The organism is Alteromonas infernus (assembly GCF_902705815.1).
In genome coordinates, this window is record NZ_CACSIG010000054.1 from 48,816 (window position 1) to 68,964 (window position 20,149).

Genomic DNA, 20,149 nt, shown 5'->3' on the forward strand with positions numbered 1-20,149 from the left:
CCAAGTAACTAAATCTCTAATCGACGCAATGCGCGTTGAACCCGTGTATCGCGTTGATTAATGGTTAATAGCGTTTTTTCAATAAACGCTAAATGCGTATTACATGCTTGGCGCGCAGCTTCCGGGTCGCGAGAAGCAATCGCCTCTACAATTTCGCGACGCTGTTTCGCAATGTCTTCCACCGCTTCAGGGTGCGCTGCCAACATGTCAAAATTTCGTTCAATATTGTCCACCAGCATACTTTGCATGGTGCTCATTACATGTAAAAGCACCATATTGTGGGATGCCCTTGCCATAATGATGTAAAACTGACCCAATGCTTCTGCCTGAGCACGTTTACTTTCATGCGCTTTAGGCGTAGGTACATCGTTAAGTGCTTGCTTTAACGCCTCATAATCTTCAGGTTGCCCACGAAGTGCTGCGTAATACGCTGCCATTCCCTCAAGGGCATGACGAAATTCAAGCAAGTCGAATTGGGTTTCAGGGCGCTGACTAACCAGGTCCATCAGCGGGTCTGTCATGGCTGAATTAAGGTTGCGATTTACGAACGTACCGCCACCTTGCTTGCGCTCGACCAGACCGCGTGCCTGCAGGTTACCAATAGCTTCTCGCAGTGAAGGACGGGAAACGTCAAATTCTAACGCGAGCTCTCTTTCTGGCGGTAACTTTTGACCGGCCAATAGCGTACCGTCGAGTATCATTGACTCGAGTTGTTCGGTAATCACATCAGAGAGTTTTTTTCGCTGCTGACGCATGCGCGCTTCGTATCCTTTAAATTAAATCAGTACTGATATAACGGTGGTGAATGTAAAAAATAATCGGAGATAATTTAATCACAGACACAATTGGTAATACCATTTTACCTATCTAGTTTAAGGCAGATCGAATTCGAGGTAAATACTTCCAAGCATAGCAAAGCCACAGGGATTTGCTTTGTGTTAAGCTTTATTATTGAATTTGTTAAGAAAAGTAAAAAGGCGACAACTGGTCTGATGAGGCAAAAAGAGCCCGTGATGCGATGCAAAGCATTTGATCTACTTACAGTTAATAAATAGACCAAACGCTCACGAAGTCGTAAATATTAAAAATATTGATTATGCGAGGCTGCCTACCAGCGTTAATGCAGAGGTAATAACAAGTAGAAAAATAACATTACGTTTTGCTAACTTTACAAGTACTCGCGGCTCAATCGCTGCATTTTCAGCCTGCATTTGGTGCTCTTCAGGGGTTAAAACCTCAGCTTTGGCAGAAATATGGGTAAGCACATCATACGCAGGTACATCAAATTGAAGCGCATGACTGAGCCACTCTGGCAAGGCGCGGGAGAAATGCCCCATCATCAACATACCAAATGCCGTCACACGAACCGGAATATAGTCGAGCGCAAACATTAATCTTCCCGCCGCTCCTTTTAAAGGGTGATTAGCCCCGCATAAGGCTTCCGTAGTGCTTCTACTTATGCTGTAAAAAAGTGCCCCTGGTGCACCAAACGCGATAAACCACAACATCACCGCAGCATAATGCTGATAGTTAAGCCATGTAAGGTGCTGGCCAAAGCTTTTTCCTTCTGCACTTGCACTGCCGTCGCTGTCAGATTGACTTGCACAGTGTCCTAGCTGATCGGTATACATGCTGCAGGCTTGCAGGTCACCCCGCTGTGCAGCGTTAAGGAAGTTCTTATAAATTCCTCTTAGCACTGGGCAACCTATGCAGATAAACAGCACAATGCTTTGCTCAATAAAGGTAAGAAAAGCGCCTAGCAGCCAATATTCAATAGCCCCTAGCAATAACGCGGGCACTAAAAGGTAAAAGTAAAGTGCCGCCGAAGAGGCTTTCTCACCTAACCACCCTTTTTTCTGCAGAAAATCGCGATATTGGGACGCATACTTTTCAATATGCCAGCTTGGTGTTTTGGATATCAGCCGCTCTAAGCTGAGAACCAACAGTAAACTCATTAGCATCATAGGCGTGTGTTTCCTTTTTAGTTAAACCACTTACGCTTGCGATATTCGCATTCTATAACGTGCCCAATCGAAGGCTTCACCCGGGTCAGTTTTACGCCCCGGTGCAATGTCATTATGTCCTACGATACGCCCTAAAGTGATCCGAGGATAGCGCTTTGTAATAAAATCAGTTAGTTCACCTAAGGCGTGATACTGCGCATCGGTAAATGGCAAGGTGTCTGTACCTTCTAGCTCAATACCAATGGAAAAGTCGTTGCAACGGCTTTTCCCTTGAAACGACGACAGCCCGGCATGCCATGCTCGCTGGTCGAACGGAACAAACTGCTCAACCTCCCCCGTTCTGTATATAACGCAGTGCGCAGACACCCGCAGCCCCGCTATTTCTTTATAGAAAGGGTGCTCGTCTGGGTTGAGCGTTCCGGTAAACAATTCCCGAATGCCAGGCGTACCAAACTGTGATGGCGGCAATGAAATATTGTGTATAACTAAAAGGCTGACGTCGGTGTTGTCAGGCCGAGGGTCTGCATGAGGGCTTTCGGTGAAGATTGCTTGATTATAAAGCACCATAGTGTTTGATTCGATATTTGATTTTTAGCGTAACCGCCTACATTGTATAGTGTTGTAAGTGTGGCACTGCAATACTTTAAAAATCAAGCAGCTCTCGCATATTGTCTGTTTGATAAAGCATTGAGGAAACTAAACGCTTAGTTCGCCACCACTTTGAATTAAAAAAGGTTTATGCATGAATGAACAACAAGACCCGACGGCATCAACGGGCAAATGGATGGTTGCACTGGCATGGATCTGTGGTTTCGGCCTTTTAGTGTTCGTTTTCTCAGACTTATTAGAGAAACAGGTTAACCCAAATAGCGAACCTAGGTCTGAACGCATTGGCTCTCAAACCGAAGTGCGCTTAAAGCAGAATCGTCAGGGGCACTATGTAACCACAGGTTATATAAACGGCGAAGAAGTGGTGTTCTTAGTGGATACAGGCGCAACCGATGTTGCAGTACCTGCTCACTTAGCCAATCGCCTTCAGCTGAAAGCCGGCCGCGAAGGTTTAGCCAGTACCGCCAATGGCGTAGTAAGAGTTGCCGAATCTACCATAAATACCTTGCGCATTGGAGACATTGTGGTGCGCAATGTTAAAGCAAACCTAAACCCCGGTATGCAGGATGACCATATACTGCTTGGAATGAGTGTTCTTCGCCAATTAGAGTTTACTCAGCGCGGAGATTGGTTAATATTGCGTACCCTTTAAATAGACCATAGCGATGAAGATGACATCACCAGATATGCAAGCGATACGAGAACAGGTCTCTAACGCGCTTATTGAAGACCTTGGCGGCGAGTTAGATGCCGCGCACGACATAACCGCAAACCTGATAGACGAAAGCGTAAATGCTAAGGCTTCGATAATTACTCGCGAACCATGCGTTGTGTGCGGTATCGCTTGGGCAACACAAGCCTTCGCGCTTATTGATGAATCGGTATCACTAACTTGGCATGTAAAAGATGGCGACAGTGTTGCCGCTGACACCTTGCTTGTTAGCTTAGAAGGCTCTGCCAGAGCGATTCTCACTGCCGAACGCACCGCGCTTAATTTTTTGCAAACACTGTCAGCTACCGCCACAGTCACTGCGTTTTATGCCAAATATTTAGAAGGGTCTACCACTAAAATTCTCGATACGCGCAAAACCCTACCCGGGCTTCGCTATGCGCAGAAATACGCCGTACGCTGCGGCGGTGGACAAAATCACCGTGTTGGCCTATTCGACGCTTTCCTTATCAAAGAAAACCATATCTTTTCATGTGGCAATATTGAAAAGGCGATAAGCCGAGCGAAATCTATGATGCCGGGCAAGCCGGTGGAAGTAGAGGTTGAAAACGTAGCCGAGCTTGAACAAGCCCTGTCTGCAGGAGCCGATATTGTTATGTTAGATAATTTTACTAACGAACAGATCCAAGAGGCAGTAGCGCTTAATAAAGGCCAATGTAAACTGGAAGTATCAGGGAACATTACTGATGAACGACTGGCGTCGCTTGCCAAACTGGGCGTAGATTACATTTCATCTGGCGCGTTAACGAAACACGTTCAGGCTATAGATTTGTCACTACGTATCAATTTGTCTTAGCAAAGCAAGTGATATAACGCAAAACGAAAGAGCACAATTGTATTGATGTAACGCGAAAGACGATGGTGTTTTCGTAGCACTAAAATGTGTTAACTAATACGAAAACACCCATTTATCCATCGCTAATCGCCGTTTATTTTTTGTGTTTTGTATTTCTTATTTTGTTAGGAATTTAGCGTAAATACTGTTTGTTTAAGCCAATGAATATGAGCGCGTAGCGGTATAAACCGAAATACGATAAGTTACTTATATCTTCCGTCATTTCTCTTCGATGTTCTCTGTGTATAGCTAGATATACGTAGATAAGTCATTAACTTTTATACGAAAGTACAAGTGATAAGGCCTGCACAGGCATAACGAACCATGTCATACTGCAAAAGCTAGACATACGTATATTTGCCTATACTTGTCAGCGACTAATAAAATTCTATACTGAGTATCAAGTACCAGGGGCGTTGACAAGGACGACTCGGGTATAAACGTCAATTTGAATTACATTTAAACTTAGCGTGTATACGCGTCCCGGAGAAAAACCATGATGAACATGAACACTAAAAACCAAAAAGGTTTTACCCTAATCGAATTAATGATTGTTGTTGCAATTATCGGTATTCTTGCAGCAATTGCATTGCCTGCTTATCAGAACTACACGCAAAAAGCACGTTTTACTGAAGTCACAAATGCAACAGCTGCAGTAAAATCTGCTGTAGAAGTTTGTGCTCAAACAACTGGCGACTTAGCAAACTGCGTCCAAAACTCTAATGGCATACCTGCAACGGTAGCTGCATCTGCAGCTAACGCTAACCCAGACATTGTGGGCGTTGATACCGGCGCAAACGGTGTTATCACCGCTACGGCGCATGGCGATATGGACGTTCCTGCGCCAGGCACTTATGTTCTTACTCCAGCCCTTAACGGCGGCCGAGTTACATGGACAGCGGCCTGTAACCCAGCAACTCTTTGCTAATTTGCATCTTTAAGCAACCGAAGGCCCAGTCTAGAACTGGGCTTTATTGTTTGAATAAGGAAAGACTGTGGCAAAAGCTGTAACTACATTTACCTGGCAAGGAAAAGACCGACACGGGCAGGCGCGTAAAGGTGAAGTGTCTGCAGCGTCGTTATCGGAAGCAAAAAACCTACTCCGTCGCCAAGGTATCTCAGCTAACAAAGTTAAAAAACTTGCAAAGCCCCTGTTTGGCGGTGCAAAGAAAATTACGCCAGCAGACATATCCGTTATCTCACGTCAAATCGCGACTATGCTTGCCGCGGGTGTTACGCTAATTCAGTCACTAGATATGATAGCGCAAGGTCATGCAAACCCTTCGGTGCGTAAACTGCTTGGTGAAATCACCGATGAAGTCAAATCCGGTAACCCACTGTCATCGGCACTTAGAAAACACCCCCTTTATTTTGACGACCTGTATTGTGATTTGGTTTACACGGGCGAACAGTCAGGTGCCCTTGAAACTATTTACGACCGTATTGCCACCTATAAAGAAAAAGCCGAAGCACTAAAATCAAAAATCAAAAAAGCGATGTTTTACCCTATCGCGGTTTTGGTTGTTGCTTTTATCGTTACGACTATTCTGCTTATATTCGTTGTACCTCAGTTTGAAGAAATATTTAGCAGCTTTGGCGCTGAACTCCCTGCGTTTACACAGTTCGTACTGGCTATATCGCGGTTTGTGCAAGACTACGGTATTTTTATCGCCATGGGTTTTGCTGCCGCAGGGTTTATGTTTGTGCGCGCCCATAGGCGCAGTCAAAAGCTTCGCGATACGGTAGACCGCAATATTTTAAAAATTCCTGTTATCGGCGAAATACTCAAAAAAGCCAGTATCGCACGCTTTACCCGAACCCTTGCCACCACCTTTGCGGCAGGTGTACCGCTAATAGGCGCGTTAGAGTCGGCAGCGGGGGCATCCGGTAACGCGGTTTATCGCGATGCCATTTTATATATACGAAAAGAAGTGGCCGGTGGTATGCCTATGCATGTAGCCATGCGCGCAACCCAAGTATTTCCTGACATGGTGACGCAAATGATAGCCATAGGTGAAGAGTCTGGCGCGGTAGATGAAATGCTAAGTAAAATTGCCACCATTTACGAAGCAGAAGTTGATGACATGGTAGACGGCTTAACCAGCTTGCTTGAGCCTATGATCATGGCTGTACTTGGTGTGGTTATCGGCGGCTTGATTGTGGCCATGTACCTGCCTATATTCGAAATGGGTAACGTGGTATAACTTATCAATACGGTTAGCTTAAAGCACATAGACTGAATTTGGCTACCGCGCCTTAGAACGGCGCTTTATAAAAAGCTAAAAGCCAAGGCCTTTTTTTGACCACTGTTAAAATTAAAAGAATTGCACTTCATGGACGCTATAATAACCCTTAGCCAACTATACCCCGCTATTTTCTATACCCTTATCTTCTTAGTAAGCTTAATGGTTGGCAGCTTTTTAAATGTAGTGATCTATCGCTTACCCATCATGATGGAGCGCAGCTGGCAGCAGGAATACCAAAGCTATTTTACCGAAAGTGATACCAGCTTAGACACACCTAACGCTCCTTCGCAAGACGATGTCTTTAACCTGGTAAAACCAGACAGTACTTGCCCCAGCTGCGGCCACAAAATTCGCGCATGGGAGAACATTCCAATAATTAGCTACCTATTTCTAAGGGGCAAATGTGCCAAGTGCAAGGTAGGTATTTCAGTACGCTATCCGCTGGTTGAGCTTTTCACTGCCATCGCCTGCACCTTCGCAGCCTATCAGTTTGGCGCTACACCTCAAGCGCTTTGGGCCGTAATTTTTACCTACGTACTCGTGGCTTTGCTATTTATCGATTTAGATAAAATGTTGTTGCCAGACCAGCTCACGCTTCCTTTACTTTGGCTTGGGCTGCTGTTAAGTACTCAAAACATTTTTGTTGGCACTACCGACGCCATTATTGGCGCGGCGGCAGGCTATTTAAGCTTGTGGTCGGTATATTGGTTATTTAAGCTTGTTACGGGCAAGGAAGGCATGGGCTATGGCGATTTTAAATTGCTTGCCGCCTTAGGTGCGTTCACAGGCTGGCAAGGGCTCCCCGTTATCATCTTACTTTCATCATTAGTGGGCGCCATTGCAGGTATTGCTATTATGGTTGTGCAAAATAAGGGGAAGTCCTTAGCCATCCCCTTTGGCCCTTACCTTGCTGTAGCAGGGTGGCTTACGCTGCTTTTTAAAGCTGAAATTATCACTACTTACCTTGATTACGTGCTTTAAACCGATAAGGCTAGAATGATTATGGCAACATCCCGATCTCCATTTGTAGTAGGGTTAACTGGCGGCATTGGTAGTGGAAAAACTGCTGCCACCGACCTTTTTAAACAACGCGGTATAGATATTGTTGACGCAGACGAGGTCGCTCGGGATGTGGTAGCGCTTGGGTCTGAAGGCTTAAGTAAGATTACAGAGCGCTTTGGCCCCACTATTTTACTTGAAGATGGCAGCCTCAACCGTGCGGCGCTTCGGGAAAGAGTGTTTGCACACAGCGAAGAGAAAAACTGGCTGAATGGGTTACTTCACCCCCTTATTCGCACACGTATGCAACAGCTTATTGGCGAATCATCCTCGCCCTACTGCATTTTATCAGTACCGCTTTTAGTGGAAAACAAGCTTACGGAAATGTGTAACTATGTCGTAGTGGTAGATTGCCCTGAAACCATGCAGCTTGAACGCGCGCTAAAGCGAGACGGTAGTTCAGCAGAGACCATAAAAAGTATTATGGCGTCTCAAGCCAGCCGAGAAGAACGAATAAAAGCGGCAGATAAAGTTTTGGATAACAGTACAACCTTATCCGCTCTTGAAGACCAAGTCTCAAAACTTCACAAAATGCTGTTGAAACGTTCTGCTAAATAAATGTGCGTTTAACGGTATATCTAGCGAATACGCAAGCTTCCCCCATTGTAAGCACACTTTTTGAAACTTTTTTGAACAAATAGCGTCAAACAAAAGATTTGTCGAACAAGTGTACTTGGCTTAAACGCTTTGATGCTTTAGGCTTATTGCCATTCGCTGTTTTATTGCATTTTGGCGCAATTTCTCCAAATCAACGTGTTTTAAGGGGTTTCATGGGTAACGCTGTTTTCGAATTTCCGCTAAAGGAAAAAGTACGTAACTATCTACGTGTTGAGCAGCTGCTTGGACAACTAAAAATTACGGCTAAATCTGAGCATACTCACCTGCAGCTTGTGTTCTTTGAGCAGCTTTTCGAACTTTTAGATTTAATTGAAAGGCTAGATTTACGCTCTGATTTAACGAAAGATCTTGAAGCCCACGAAAAGAATCTCGTCTATTGGTCGAAACACCCTAAAATTGACAGCGCAGCGTTAGAGCAAGCCCTTAAAACCGTACTGACATTAAGGCAAAAACTGAAGACCGATCGCCGATTTGGCAGTATGTTAAAAGACGACAAACTGCTTAGTGCTATTCGTCAACGGTTTGCGATTCCAGGCGGTGCATGCAGTTTCGACTTGCCTAATCTGCACTTCTGGCTACAGCAACCTCTTGAGCAGCGACACGCTGATATACATCAATGGCTCGATACCTTAGGTCTGCTTGATGACGCTATTGCCGTCAGCCTTTCTTTTATTCGTGAACGTGGTCAGTTTGTCGATGCCGTTGCAGATAATGGCTTTTATCAAGGCGCGGCCGAAGATAAAAATGAACTCATTCGCGTGAAGTGTAGCGTAGACGATGGCTACTACCCTACGCTTAGTGGAAATAAATACCGGTATGCACTGCGCTTCATGCTGTTTTCTCCAGAAGAAGGCCAAAGCGGCGCAGTAGAAAGCAATATTCAGTTTCGCCTCGCTGCCTGTTAAACTATCACCAATTCCTTTTCCCTTTGTTATCGCAACAGCATTCATAATTGAGTGTTCAGCTTTGCGTGACGTATTTCACTGGAGCGTATTATGGAAGTGAAGTGTCCTATTTGTGCTAAACAGGTCGTGTGGAGCCCTGAAAGTGAGTTTCGCCCTTTTTGCAGTAAGAAGTGCCAGCTTATCGATTTAGGCGAGTGGGCGGCTGAAGATAGAAAGATTGCCGGTAAACCAGCAGAAGATGCCACCCCAAAGCATATTGATGTTGAAGAAATAGAAGCCATGCTAGCCGAGCAGTCTGACGACTTTTTTAAGCACTAAGTTTTTCAAATAGGTGAACAGACGAACTTTAGGTAAAGTCCCAAGGCATGGTTTTAAGTGTGTTGTCCAGTGGGGTAGTATCAGGCTATTATCTGGTAATGCGAGATACGCTTTTCAATGATTGCATGGCTAGTTCACTTTAACGGGTTGCCCTGTGGCTTCCCCATCATCAATTTTTTAAAAGGAACATGAATGTTTAATTCTATCGCGCTTGTTGGTGGTACACATGGAAATGAAACCAGTGGTATTCAACTGATTCGAAACTGGCAACAGTTCGGCCTTCATGCTCGATTCGACGAACTAAACGTTTCTTTATCTATTGCCAACGAAGCAGCGCTGGCTGCTAATGTTCGTTTTGTTGAAGAAGACCTAAATAGGCAGTTCACCTTAGCGGGACTTGCGAATGAGAGTCGCGCCAAGGAAGCAGTACTGGCTAAGTCATTAAACCAACAACTCGGCCCTAAGGGGAATTCGAAGACCGACTTTGTGATTGACATTCACAACACCACCAGCGAAATGGGCGCAACGTTAATCATTCTGGAAGTTGACGAATTCCATACCCAGTTAGCGCGTTATGTGAAGCATCACATGCCCGAGGCCAATATTCTGGTGGAAGACGAAAAGCCTTATCTTGACCATGGTTACTTGTGTACCACGGGCAAAAAAGGCGTGATGATAGAAGTGGGCGGCCAGCCACAGGGGGTGTTACGAGAAGATGTGTACCTTCTAACGCAAACCATGGCCGAGGTCATTTTAGACTTCTGCATGGCTTATAACAACGGCAGTATATCAACTGACAACTTGCCACAATGCGAAGCATTTCGCTTAGGTGAAAACGTCGGGTTTCCGCTGGATGAAAATGGTCAGCGTACTGCAATGATTCACCACGCCCTTCAAGATAGTGATTTCAAGCCGTTAATGCCGGGCATGCCTGTGTTTAGAACGTTTGACGGGAAAGATATTACTTGGAACAGTGATAAAGAAACTTACCCTCACTTCATTAACGAAGCCGCTTACTTCAAGCTTAACGTGGCGTTTGCGACCTCAGAGCGAATAGTGCTTTAAGCCTAATCAACCATCTGTTTTCATTATTTAACGCGCAGATGTTACAAATAGTTCGGACAAAAAAATGGCCACATCATATTGTGGCCATTTTTATTTCTGTAATGCTTTTATTATAGGCACGTTTGCCTCGGGAAAATCTTCTGGGTTAAGCGCATTAATGTTAACCCATCGCGATGCTTGACCTTCTTTGCCATGGGGCTCACCGGTAAAGTCATAAACGCGATGAACGTCTAGCTTAACTTGCTTGTCGCCATAGTCATGGGTAATAACAATCACAGGCTCGCTGTGGTTCACGCTAATACCTACTTCTTCAGCAAGCTCTCGCTTTAATGCCTGAAGCACGGTTTCGCCTGCTTCCACTTTACCGCCGGGAAACTCCCATTTCCCGCCCTGATGGACATTGTCTGGGCGAAGGGTAATGAAGATTTCATCGCCGCGGGCAATAACGCCCACAGCAACGTGTACTACTTTCATTACTTAAGCTTACCGTGGCACTGCTTATACTTTTTACCTGAACCACAAGGGCATGGGTCGTTACGGCCTACTTTGGCTCCCTCACGAACCTGTGTACGCACTTGGTCGCTCGCTTCCTCTGGCGCTGCGGTGGCGTCTTTATGCTCAAAGTTCTTTGGTACATCGTCAGCTTGGCGACGTTGTTCTTCTACTTTTTGCACGTCTTCTTCTGCTTGCACTTTAACGCGGGCAAGGATAGTAATAACCTCAACCTTAAGCGCTTCTAGCATTTCAGAGAACAGCGCAAACGACTCACGCTTGTATTCTTGCTTAGGGTTTTTCTGCGCGTAGCCACGTAAGTGAATACCTTGACGAAGGTGATCCATAGCCGCTAAATGCTCTTTCCAGTGGCTGTCTAGGTTTTGTAGCATTACTGCTTTTTCAAACTGGCGTAGCACCTGCTCGCCCACAACCGCTTCTTTCTGTTTATACGCATCGACGACTTCATTCAAAATGCGCTCGCGAAGCTTCTCTTCATACAGCTTGTCGTCATTTTCAAGCCATGTCTTAATAGCCAGGTCTACCGCGAAGTCGGCGCGCATACGCTCTTCTAAGCCGCTTACGTCCCACATCTCTTCTAGTGATTGTGGCGGAATGTATTCGTCCACGACGCTTGAAACAACATCTTCGCGGATTACAGCGATAGTTTCACTAATGTCGCCTTCATCTAGCAACTCGTTGCGCTGCTCGTAAATAACCTTACGCTGATCGTTAGCCACATCATCGTACTCAAGCAGTTGCTTACGAATATCGAAGTTACGACCTTCTACTTTGCGCTGGGCATTTTCAATAGCGCGGGTCACCCACGGATGCTCAATCGCTTCACCGCGTTCCATACCTAAACGCTTCATCATGTTGCCCATTTTCTCAGAGGCAAAGATGCGCATTAGGGCATCGTCTAGTGATAGGTAGAAACGGCTTGAACCAGGGTCACCCTGACGGCCTGAACGGCCACGTAGCTGGTTATCAATACGGCGTGACTCGTGACGCTCGGTACCAATTATATGAAGACCGCCTGCCGCTAGTACCGCATCGTGGCTTTCTTTCCACGCCGCTTTTACTTTTTCAATTTGTGCTTCGGTCGGATTCTCGATTTTCTCAAGCTCGGCCTGCCAGTTACCACCAAGTACGATATCCGTACCGCGGCCGGCCATGTTAGTTGCAATGGTGACAGCGCCAGGCTTACCAGCTTGAGCAACAATGTCAGCTTCGTGTTCGTGGAACTTGGCGTTTAGTACCTTATGAGGAATTTTCGACTTCTTAAGAATGCGAGAAATAAGCTCAGAGTTTTCGATAGACACGGTGCCCACAAGGGTTGGCTGTCCGCGCTTAACACACGCTTTAATATCTTCAACAATAGCCTCGTACTTCTCTTCCGCCGTTAGGTAGATAAGATCTGGCATATCTTTACGCTGCATAGGGCGGTTAGTTGGGATCACTACCGTTTCTAGGCCGTAAATATGGTTGAATTCAAACGCTTCGGTATCAGCTGTACCTGTCATACCCGCAAGTTTGTTGTACAGGCGGAAGTAGTTCTGGAAAGTAATAGAGGCTAGCGTCTGGTTTTCGTTTTGAATACGAACGCCTTCTTTTGCCTCTACCGCTTGGTGTAAACCTTCAGACCAACGACGTCCTTCCATGGTACGACCCGTGTGCTCGTCAACAATAACGATTTGGTCTTCTTTAACGATGTAATCTACGTCTTTCGAGAACAAATTGTGCGCGCGAAGTGCAGCATTGATATGGTGAAGCAATGAAATGTTGCCCGCAGCGAACAGCGACTCACCTTCAGGCAATAAGCCTTCTTCGTGAAGTATCTCTTCAACGTGTAACTGACCGCGCTCGGTAAGATGAATCTGTTTTGCTTTAAGGTCGATAGTGTAATCACCGTCGCCTTCTTGGCCTTCTTCATCTTCTTTTTCTTGCTGAACAAGCTTAGGAATAATGGTGTTGATGCGGCGATAAAGCTCTGAACTATCCTCGGCCTGACCTGAAATAATAAGCGGCGTACGGGCTTCGTCAATAAGAATGGAGTCAACTTCATCCACTACTGCATAGTTAAGGGGGCGCTGTACGCGGTCTTGAGGGCTAAATGCCATGTTGTCACGCAGGTAATCAAAACCAAACTCGTTGTTGGTTCCATAAGTCACATCAGCTTGGTAAGCGTCACGCTTTTGCTCAGGTGACATACCCGGTATGTTGCAGCCTACACGCATACCAAGGAAGGTAAATAACTGATTACTCCACTCAGCGTCACGACGGGCAAGGTAGTCGTTCACGGTAACGACGTGGACACCTTTGCCTGACAATGCGTTTAAATACGTAGGTAGCGTCGCGGTAAGGGTTTTACCTTCACCCGTACGCATTTCTGAGATTTTGCCTTCGTGTAAAACTTGACCACCAAGCATTTGCACGTCGAAATGACGCATGCCGTATACACGCTTACTGGCTTCTCGCACTGTAGCGAACGCTTCTACAAGAATATCGTCTAGCGCTTCGCCTTTTTCTATACGGGCTTTAAATTCGTCGGTCTTTGCCTTTAGCGCCTCATCAGAAAGCTTTTCAAATTCTGCTTCCAGTGCATTAATGGCATCTACGTTTTTGCGTAATTTTTTTAATAGTCGGTCGTTTCTACTACCGAATACTTTTCGAAGGATGCTTGAAAACATTAGCTTTTATATTCCACTACTTGTCGAGGCGCCGCACAACGTGCACAGCTAAATTAAACCTATAAAACACAGCCCTAATTAAGGGGTGTTTAGCGATGTTCTAAAAAAATGTTTCGTCGTCATTAGTGCTTTATTAATAAAACGCACCTACTACGCGAATTTACCTGGCTGCTGCCTCTATCTACTTTTTATAGACAAAAGGCAGAGGATCGACTTGTTTTCCGTTTCTTATTACTTCGTAGTGAACATGCACGCCGGTTGAGCGCCCAGTGTTGCCCATTTTAGCGATAGCTTCACCTTTAGTGACCACATCACCAATTGAAACCGTAAGGGAGTCGTTATGCCCATATCGGGTAACAAAACCATCACCGTGATCAATTTCGACTAGCTGGCCATAACCGTAGCGTTCGCCTGCCCAGGTCACTATACCTGCTGCTGTGGCAACTACGTTCTCCCCTGCTTTACCGGCGAAGTCTAAACCCTTATGCATGGCTGATTTGCCGGTAAACGGGTCGGCCCGCATACCGTAATAAGAAGACAACCATCCTGACTCAATGGGACGACCAGATAATTGGCTCTGTTCGTTTATATGGTGACCCCTAACCAAACTTTCAAGCATAGATAACTGTTGAGACTTCAAATCGAGAGATTGCTCTAGTTTAGCTATTTCGTTAAGGATGGGATCGTCTTGAAGGTTATCCGGTATCGATACCGGCACGAAAGCGTCCAGGTCAGCCGCTGACATACCTAATTCTGTTGCTATTTGCTTACCTTTCTCATCTAGCAATGTAACTTGTGCTGAAAGTTCAGCAACGTGAGAAAGTAAGGCTTTTATCTTTACGGAGGTTTGTTGCTTTAGCGCCTCAACATCTTTTTGTTGTTCGTTGACTTCTGTTTGGGCTAAACGCACACGAGCAATATCTTCAGATACCGATTCGGTAGAACGGCTCGACACTAACATAAAAATTGACGATAACACGGTAGCACTAACAAGCGTACGGACACGAATGCTGTGTCTGTAGCGTTTATTTTTACCAGCCAATGTAATAGTTAGTTTCATACCACGGAGATTATTGCTGTTTCACGCCTGTGTTATGACTTTACGTTAAGGCGAGTGCCTTACCTTGCCACTTTTTACACATGGGTGAAATTTATATTAATTATTCGGCTACTGTATCATTAATTTCAGTAATTGCCATACGAAAAAAAAGCCGCCCGTAAGGCGGCTTTTTAAAAATCTTACGCTAACACGGGTTGAGCATAACGAATTGGTGCTGATTCCTGCGAGTCGTAAGTCACGAACTCCCAGCGCTCTTTTTGCGCTAACACTGCATTAAGCAGTTTGTTATTCAGGCCGTGGCCCGTTTTATATGCACGCAATTCACCAATCAAGCTGAGTCCGCCAAGATATAAATCACCAATGGCGTCCAATATTTTGTGCTTCAAGAATTCATCATCGTAACGCAACCCTTCAGGGTTAAGCACGCGGAATTCGTCTAGCGCCACTGCGTTTTCCATGCTACCACCTAACGCTAGGTTGTTAGCATTCATATACTCTAAATCGCTCATAAAACCGAAGGTACGCGCGCGACTTACTTCGTTCACATAAGAACATGAATCGAAGTCCATGACCATGTGTTGACGAGTTTGACTGATCACCGGGTGGTCGAAGTCAATTTGGAAATCAACGCGGAAGCCATCATAAGGTACCAATTCGGCCCACTTGTCGCCATCTTCTACGCGAACAGGCTTTTTAATACGAATAAATTGCTTAGGCGCGTTTAGCTCTTCAATACCTGCAGATTGAAGTAAAAATACGAACGGGCTAGCACTTCCGTCCATAATTGGCAGCTCGTTACTGTCTACTTCAACAATAATATTGTCGATACCTAAACCCGCTAACGCAGACGCTAAGTGCTCTACCGTTTGGATAGTTACACCGTCTTCATTATTTAAACACGTACACAGCATGGTATTACCTACCGCGTTCGCACGCGAAGGTATGTCAACATGTGGTTCAAGGTCAACACGCCTAAACACGATACCCGTGTTTGCTGGCGCAGGTCGGAGAGTCATTGTGACCTTTTCCCCTTTATGAAGCCCAATTCCGGTCTCTTGTACCGATTGCTTGATTGTACGTTGTCTAATCATCTGCTTAAGCTTTTACCTATTAAAAAAGCGGGCGCGAATTATAGTGAGTTCTTACTCACATGTCAAAAAATACCCGATCTGACGGATTTCACTCAGTCAAATTACGTATTTTTTTAACCTATTCACGCGAATTCTTCACGTTGTGTTTCTACACCTTATAAGGTGAGACAACACAAGCGTAAAATAATTCCCTTCGTTTTCAGGCAGCTAAATTAGTCTGCCTGCTTGCGCAGAAACGCAGGAATATCCAAGTACTCCAAATCGTTGTCTGGCTGAGCACTATCATCTGCTTTAAGTGCCTGGTTACCTTCTGTACCGCCTACAGCCGAACGCGGTTCACTTGTTTGTGTGTTACCGTATTCTTTAGCAGGCTGCGTTAGACGAGAACCTTCAGAGCTTACTAGCGAAATGTCAGGCTTGCGCTCTGCGCCAATACCCGTTGCAACAACGGTAACGCGAAGCTCTTCTGTCATTTCCATATCGATAACCGTACCTACTACCACAGTCGCGTTTTCTGATGCGAACGCTTTAACGGCGTTACCTACCGTTTCAAACTCATCGATAGCGAAATCTGGGCCGGCTGTGATATTCACAAGAATACCGCGCGCGCCTGACAGGTCGATATCTTCAAGCAGTGGGCTGGCAATTGCTGATTCAGCTGCTTCTTCAGCACGATCTGGGCCGCTCGCTGCGCCGCTACCCATCATGGCTTTACCCATTTCAGACATAACAGTACGTACGTCTGCAAAGTCAACGTTGATAAGACCAGGGCGAGTAATTAGCTCGGCAATACCTTGAACCGCACCGCGTAGCACGTCATTCGCCGCGCTAAACGCTTGAAGTAGTGGCGTGCCTGGACCCATTACCTTTAATAGCTTTTCGTTAGGAATAGTAATTAACGAGTCTACGTTGTTAGCAAGCTCTACAATGCCTTGCTCTGCAAACGAGGTACGCTTTTTACCTTCGAACGGGAATGGTTTAGTAACAACCGCCACCGTAAGAATACCCATTTCACGGGCAATCTTTGCCACTTCTGGCGCTGCACCCGTTCCTGTACCACCACCCATGCCGGCGGTGATGAAAACCATGTCTGCGCCGTCTAGTGCCTGGCGGATGGTTTCTCTGTCTTCTTGTGCGGCTTCGCGACCAATGTTCGGATCGGCACCTGCACCTAGCCCTTTGGTTACGCTTGAACCAATTTGAAGCGTAACGTCTGCGCTTGAGCTACGAAGCACCTGCGCATCGGTGTTAACTGCAATAAATTCTACGCCTTCAATGCTTTGAGACACCATGTGCTCAACTGCATTACCACCGCCGCCACCGACACCGATGACTTTGATTACGGCTTCTTCGCCGTGACTATCCATTAATTCGAACATACTTACTCTCCGGTTGTACGTCTTTTAAACACTACGCCAGGTCATTCCCTTAGGCTAATTGCATCCTGCTAGCCTTAATGCCGTAGCTATAGCGCCCCCAAAATAAAATTAAAATTCACCTTTAAACCAGCTTTGCACTCGATGAAACAAGCTTTCACCGGTCTTCTGCGTACTGGACTTCTTATTATCAGATTGTACTTTGCCATATTGCAGCAGTCCTACGACTGTCGCAAATCCTGCGTCATCAACGTATTCAGATAAACCTTTTACGTTAATGGGTTTGCCCACGCGCACGGGCATCTGGAAAAGTTCTTCGGCAAATTCCACAGCACCTTCCATCTTAGCGGTACCGCCTGTAAGTACAAGGCCTGCTGCGATTTGCTCTTCCAGACCGCTGGCGCGAATTTCGTCATGCACCAGCTCAAAAAGTTCTTGGTAGCGAGGCTCAATTACCTCAGCTAACGTATGACGAGACATTACTCTAGCCGGGCGTCCACCCACACTAGGTACTTCAATACTGTCTTCCATACTCACCATATCTTTCAATGCACAGGCATAATTAACCTTAATTTCTTCTGCATTGCTGATAGGCGTTCTAAATATTTTAGCGATGTCGCTGGTAATTTGATTACCCGCAACCGGTATAACTGCAGTGTGTCTGATAGCGCCGTCAGTATAGATAACCATATCCATAGTACCGCCGCCAATATCAACGACACAAACGCCTAGCTCACGCTCGTCGTCAGTTAATACCGCATAGCTTGACGCCAACGCTGAGAAAATCAGCTGATCGGCGTTCAGCTCACAGCGCTCTACACATTTCACCATGTTTTTCGCCATATCATCGGCACAGGTAATAATGTGAGCGTCTGCTTCCATTCGTACTCCTGACATGCCAATCGGGTTTTTAATTCCTTCCTGCACATCAATGGTAAACTCTTGAGGTAGCACATGAAGCAGACGACGTTCAGCAGCAATAGGCACGCTGCGCGCCGCATGAATAACATTGTCTACGTCTTCTTGTGTTACTTCTTGGTTGTTAATCGGTACCATGCCATTTTCGTTCTGGCATTTCACATGGCGGCCCGAGATAGACATGAACACTGAAGACACACGGCAATCTGCCATTAACTCCATCTCGTTTACCGCACGCTGTACCGATTTAACCACCAAGTTCAAATCGTTAACGCCGCCCTTATCCATCCCTTTCGATGCATGGGTGCCCACGCCAACAATACTGATTTGATCATCTTCTAGTAATTCACCCACCACAGCCTTTACCTGGCTGGTGCCGATATCTAGTCCTACAATCAAATTGCGTTCAGCAGGTTTTGACATGGTTTCCTTAACTCTCTTCATCTGTGGTGCTGTCGTCTTTCCATCCAACGGCGACACCCGTGTCATAGCGAAGGTCGACGTATTTCACCGCCTTCTCTTGTTGCGCCAAAAGAGGATACACATCAATAAAGCGTTGTAGCCTATCGATAAACTCCTGACGCCCTAAATTCAACTTAATGCCGTTTTTCAACTGCACTTGCCATGCAAATCGCTCACTTAACGACAACTCATCTAATGTCATGTTTGTCGTCGATATCAGCGCGTGCATAGCGTTGTAACCCTCAAGGGCCGTTTTTTCACTGCCACCAGGCCCGTAAAGGCGCGGTAAATCAAGCTTTATGCCTTCGTCGTTGAACGTATCTCCGTAGGGGTTCAACAACAAGTCTTCGTTCCACTGTGCTACAGGCTGTTGCTCGACCAAATAAATCTTTAGCGTGTTTGGCCACTTTTTTCTTACCGATGCACGATACACCCAAGGTTGGGCTTCAACCAACTCGAACACTTCGTTGACATCGAGCGCAAAAAAGCTTCCCGGCTGCGCTTTGCGTATTAACCGCTCTAGTTTAGTAATATCGATGTGCTGATAATCACCAGAAAAATCGATAACCTGTACCGGCATTTGCTGTTCGTCCTGCAAATACTGGTTCGCTTTAAGCCCGCCAAATACTAACCCTGCTATAACGAAAAGTAAGAAAGCGACACCGCCCCATACTGCCGTTTTGCTTTTGCCGCCCTTTTCAGTAGCGCGCTTGTCTTGACTAGTATTCGTATTAGCCACGCCTACGCCTTATTTGCAACATCATCAAAGCTGGTCGAAAGAATACTCAACACCAACTCGTCAAACGTTAAACCTGCAACTTTGGCCGCTTTAGGCACCAAACTTTTTTCTGTCATGCCAGGCACTGTATTTGCCTCTAGCAAATAAAACTGCCTTTGATTGTCCTGCATAACATCAATTCTGCCCCAACCGCTGCCAGAAATAGCATCAAACGCACGAGAAGCTAACTTTGCAAGCTGTGCTTCTTGCTCTTCAGACAAACCGCTTGGGCAATAGTATTCTGTTGTATTATCCTGATATTTCGCAGCATAATCATAGAATGTATGTGGAGTAGACATGCGAATAGACGGCAACGCCTGCCCCTGTATCACAGAAACAGTAAATTCAGGGCCGTCTATGTACTGCTCTAACAGGACTTGATTATCGTATTTGAAAGCGTCCTGAATGGCAGTTTCGAGCTGTTTAGCGCTTGTCACTCTCGCCATGCCAATACTCGACCCTTCTCTGGCCGGTTTTACCATGACTTCATTCCCCAATTTATCCATTATAGCGCTGCACTTACCAGCTTCAAAGTGCCTTTTGTCAGCAATTTCATATTTTGCAGTGGGTAAACCTAAACTTTGCCACACTTGCTTAGTATGAATTTTGTCCATCGCCAGCGCTGAGCCTAAAACTCGGCTTCCCGTGTAGGGTATTTTTAAAAACTGAAGAGCCCCCTGCATAGCGCCATCTTCACCGCCGCGACCGTGAAGCATAATGAGAGCTCTATCAACATCTAGCGACAGCAAATCGTTAAGCGGGCGCTCTGCGGGGTCAAAGGCAAATGCATTTACCCCTTGTCTTAACAGTGCGTTTAGCACCGCATTTCCCGAATTTAGCGATACTTCACGCTCGGCCGAGTCACCGCCTAAAAGTACGGCTACTTTCCCATACTTTTCAGGTGAGTGTGTACTTACTGAAGGTTTAAACATC

The 20,149-nt window shown here is 45.8% G+C and carries 20 protein-coding genes; 9 read left to right on the forward strand and 11 right to left on the reverse strand.

Features of this window, described 5'->3' with window-relative positions; genetic code table 11:
* Nucleotides 1-8: 8 nt before the first annotated feature.
* The 3 genes from pdhR to ampD form a co-directional block, all read right to left on the reverse strand.
* Nucleotides 9-755 carry a pyruvate dehydrogenase complex transcriptional repressor PdhR gene (pdhR, locus tag ACX5J7_RS12825; RefSeq protein WP_024016767.1) on the reverse strand — a complete coding sequence of 249 codons (747 nt, stop codon included), beginning with the start codon at nt 753-755 and terminating at the stop codon, nt 9-11.
* Nucleotides 756-1,094: 339 nt separating this feature from the next.
* Nucleotides 1,095-1,964, reverse strand: a complete 870-nt coding sequence (gene ampE, locus ACX5J7_RS12830) for a beta-lactamase regulator AmpE (protein WP_015067808.1) — start codon at nt 1,962-1,964, stop codon at nt 1,095-1,097.
* Nucleotides 1,965-1,994: 30 nt separating this feature from the next.
* On the reverse strand, nt 1,995-2,531 hold the full coding sequence (gene ampD / locus ACX5J7_RS12835) for a 1,6-anhydro-N-acetylmuramyl-L-alanine amidase AmpD (protein WP_012519425.1): 537 nt from the start codon (nt 2,529-2,531) through the stop codon (nt 1,995-1,997).
* Between the two features lie 175 nt (nt 2,532-2,706).
* On the opposite strand from ampD, the gene ACX5J7_RS12840 reads away from it, so the two are divergent.
* From ACX5J7_RS12840 to ACX5J7_RS12880, 9 genes are all read left to right on the forward strand, one after another.
* Entirely contained in the window at nt 2,707-3,225 is a 519-nt protein-coding gene (locus tag ACX5J7_RS12840) for a retropepsin-like aspartic protease family protein (RefSeq protein WP_012519426.1), read from the forward strand.
* Between the two features lie 19 nt (nt 3,226-3,244).
* Nucleotides 3,245-4,099: a carboxylating nicotinate-nucleotide diphosphorylase gene (nadC, locus tag ACX5J7_RS12845; protein ID WP_015067810.1), complete on the forward strand. Its 855-nt coding sequence runs from the start codon at nt 3,245-3,247 to the stop codon at nt 4,097-4,099.
* Between the two features lie 535 nt (nt 4,100-4,634).
* Entirely contained in the window at nt 4,635-5,066 is a 432-nt protein-coding gene (locus tag ACX5J7_RS12850) for a pilin (protein WP_278383611.1), read from the forward strand.
* A 67-nt stretch (nt 5,067-5,133) separates the two neighbouring features.
* Nucleotides 5,134-6,342 (forward strand): type II secretion system F family protein, encoded by a 1,209-nt coding sequence (locus ACX5J7_RS12855; RefSeq protein WP_498707313.1) that lies wholly within the window; start codon nt 5,134-5,136, stop codon nt 6,340-6,342.
* 129 nt (nt 6,343-6,471) lie between these two features.
* Nucleotides 6,472-7,365 carry a prepilin peptidase gene (locus tag ACX5J7_RS12860; RefSeq protein ID WP_474376148.1) on the forward strand — a complete coding sequence of 298 codons (894 nt, stop codon included), beginning with the start codon at nt 6,472-6,474 and terminating at the stop codon, nt 7,363-7,365.
* A 21-nt stretch (nt 7,366-7,386) separates the two neighbouring features.
* Nucleotides 7,387-8,001: a dephospho-CoA kinase gene (gene coaE / locus ACX5J7_RS12865; RefSeq protein ID WP_015067814.1), complete on the forward strand. Its 615-nt coding sequence runs from the start codon at nt 7,387-7,389 to the stop codon at nt 7,999-8,001.
* A gap of 212 nt (nt 8,002-8,213) precedes the next feature.
* A complete protein-coding gene (zapD, locus tag ACX5J7_RS12870; protein WP_015067815.1) occupies nt 8,214-8,966 on the forward strand; it encodes a cell division protein ZapD in 753 nt (250 codons plus the stop codon).
* Nucleotides 8,967-9,056: 90 nt separating this feature from the next.
* A complete protein-coding gene (gene yacG, locus ACX5J7_RS12875; protein ID WP_012519434.1) occupies nt 9,057-9,284 on the forward strand; it encodes a DNA gyrase inhibitor YacG in 228 nt (75 codons plus the stop codon).
* A gap of 192 nt (nt 9,285-9,476) precedes the next feature.
* The gene (locus ACX5J7_RS12880) at nt 9,477-10,349 is read left to right on the forward strand and encodes an aspartoacylase (protein ID WP_474376149.1); all 873 of its coding nucleotides are present in this window, start codon (nt 9,477-9,479) and stop codon (nt 10,347-10,349) included.
* A gap of 90 nt (nt 10,350-10,439) precedes the next feature.
* Here ACX5J7_RS12880 and mutT read toward each other — a convergent pair whose 3' ends face one another.
* The 8 genes from mutT to ACX5J7_RS12920 all read right to left on the reverse strand — a co-directional run bounded on the left by mutT (nt 10,440) and on the right by ACX5J7_RS12920 (nt 20,148).
* Nucleotides 10,440-10,823, reverse strand: a complete 384-nt coding sequence (gene mutT, locus ACX5J7_RS12885) for an 8-oxo-dGTP diphosphatase MutT (protein WP_020746438.1) — start codon at nt 10,821-10,823, stop codon at nt 10,440-10,442.
* The gene (gene secA / locus ACX5J7_RS12890) at nt 10,823-13,531 is read right to left on the reverse strand and encodes a preprotein translocase subunit SecA (RefSeq protein ID WP_474376150.1); all 2,709 of its coding nucleotides are present in this window, start codon (nt 13,529-13,531) and stop codon (nt 10,823-10,825) included. The genes mutT and secA overlap by 1 nt, the downstream gene beginning before the upstream one ends.
* Nucleotides 13,532-13,712: 181 nt before the next feature.
* On the reverse strand, nt 13,713-14,591 hold the full coding sequence (locus ACX5J7_RS12895; protein ID WP_020746439.1) for a M23 family metallopeptidase: 879 nt from the start codon (nt 14,589-14,591) through the stop codon (nt 13,713-13,715).
* Between the two features lie 179 nt (nt 14,592-14,770).
* Nucleotides 14,771-15,682: a UDP-3-O-acyl-N-acetylglucosamine deacetylase gene (gene lpxC / locus ACX5J7_RS12900; protein WP_498707314.1), complete on the reverse strand. Its 912-nt coding sequence runs from the start codon at nt 15,680-15,682 to the stop codon at nt 14,771-14,773.
* Nucleotides 15,683-15,894: 212 nt separating this feature from the next.
* Entirely contained in the window at nt 15,895-17,061 is a 1,167-nt protein-coding gene (gene ftsZ, locus ACX5J7_RS12905) for a cell division protein FtsZ (protein ID WP_015067821.1), read from the reverse strand.
* A gap of 108 nt (nt 17,062-17,169) precedes the next feature.
* A complete protein-coding gene (gene ftsA, locus ACX5J7_RS12910; RefSeq protein WP_014980043.1) occupies nt 17,170-18,399 on the reverse strand; it encodes a cell division protein FtsA in 1,230 nt (409 codons plus the stop codon).
* Between the two features lie 7 nt (nt 18,400-18,406).
* Complete coding sequence (locus ACX5J7_RS12915) at nt 18,407-19,177, reverse strand: cell division protein FtsQ/DivIB (RefSeq protein ID WP_015067823.1); 771 nt, start codon at nt 19,175-19,177, stop codon at nt 18,407-18,409.
* 2 nt (nt 19,178-19,179) lie between these two features.
* Entirely contained in the window at nt 19,180-20,148 is a 969-nt protein-coding gene (locus tag ACX5J7_RS12920) for a D-alanine--D-alanine ligase (protein WP_012519454.1), read from the reverse strand.
* Nucleotide 20,149: the final 1 nt, after the last annotated feature.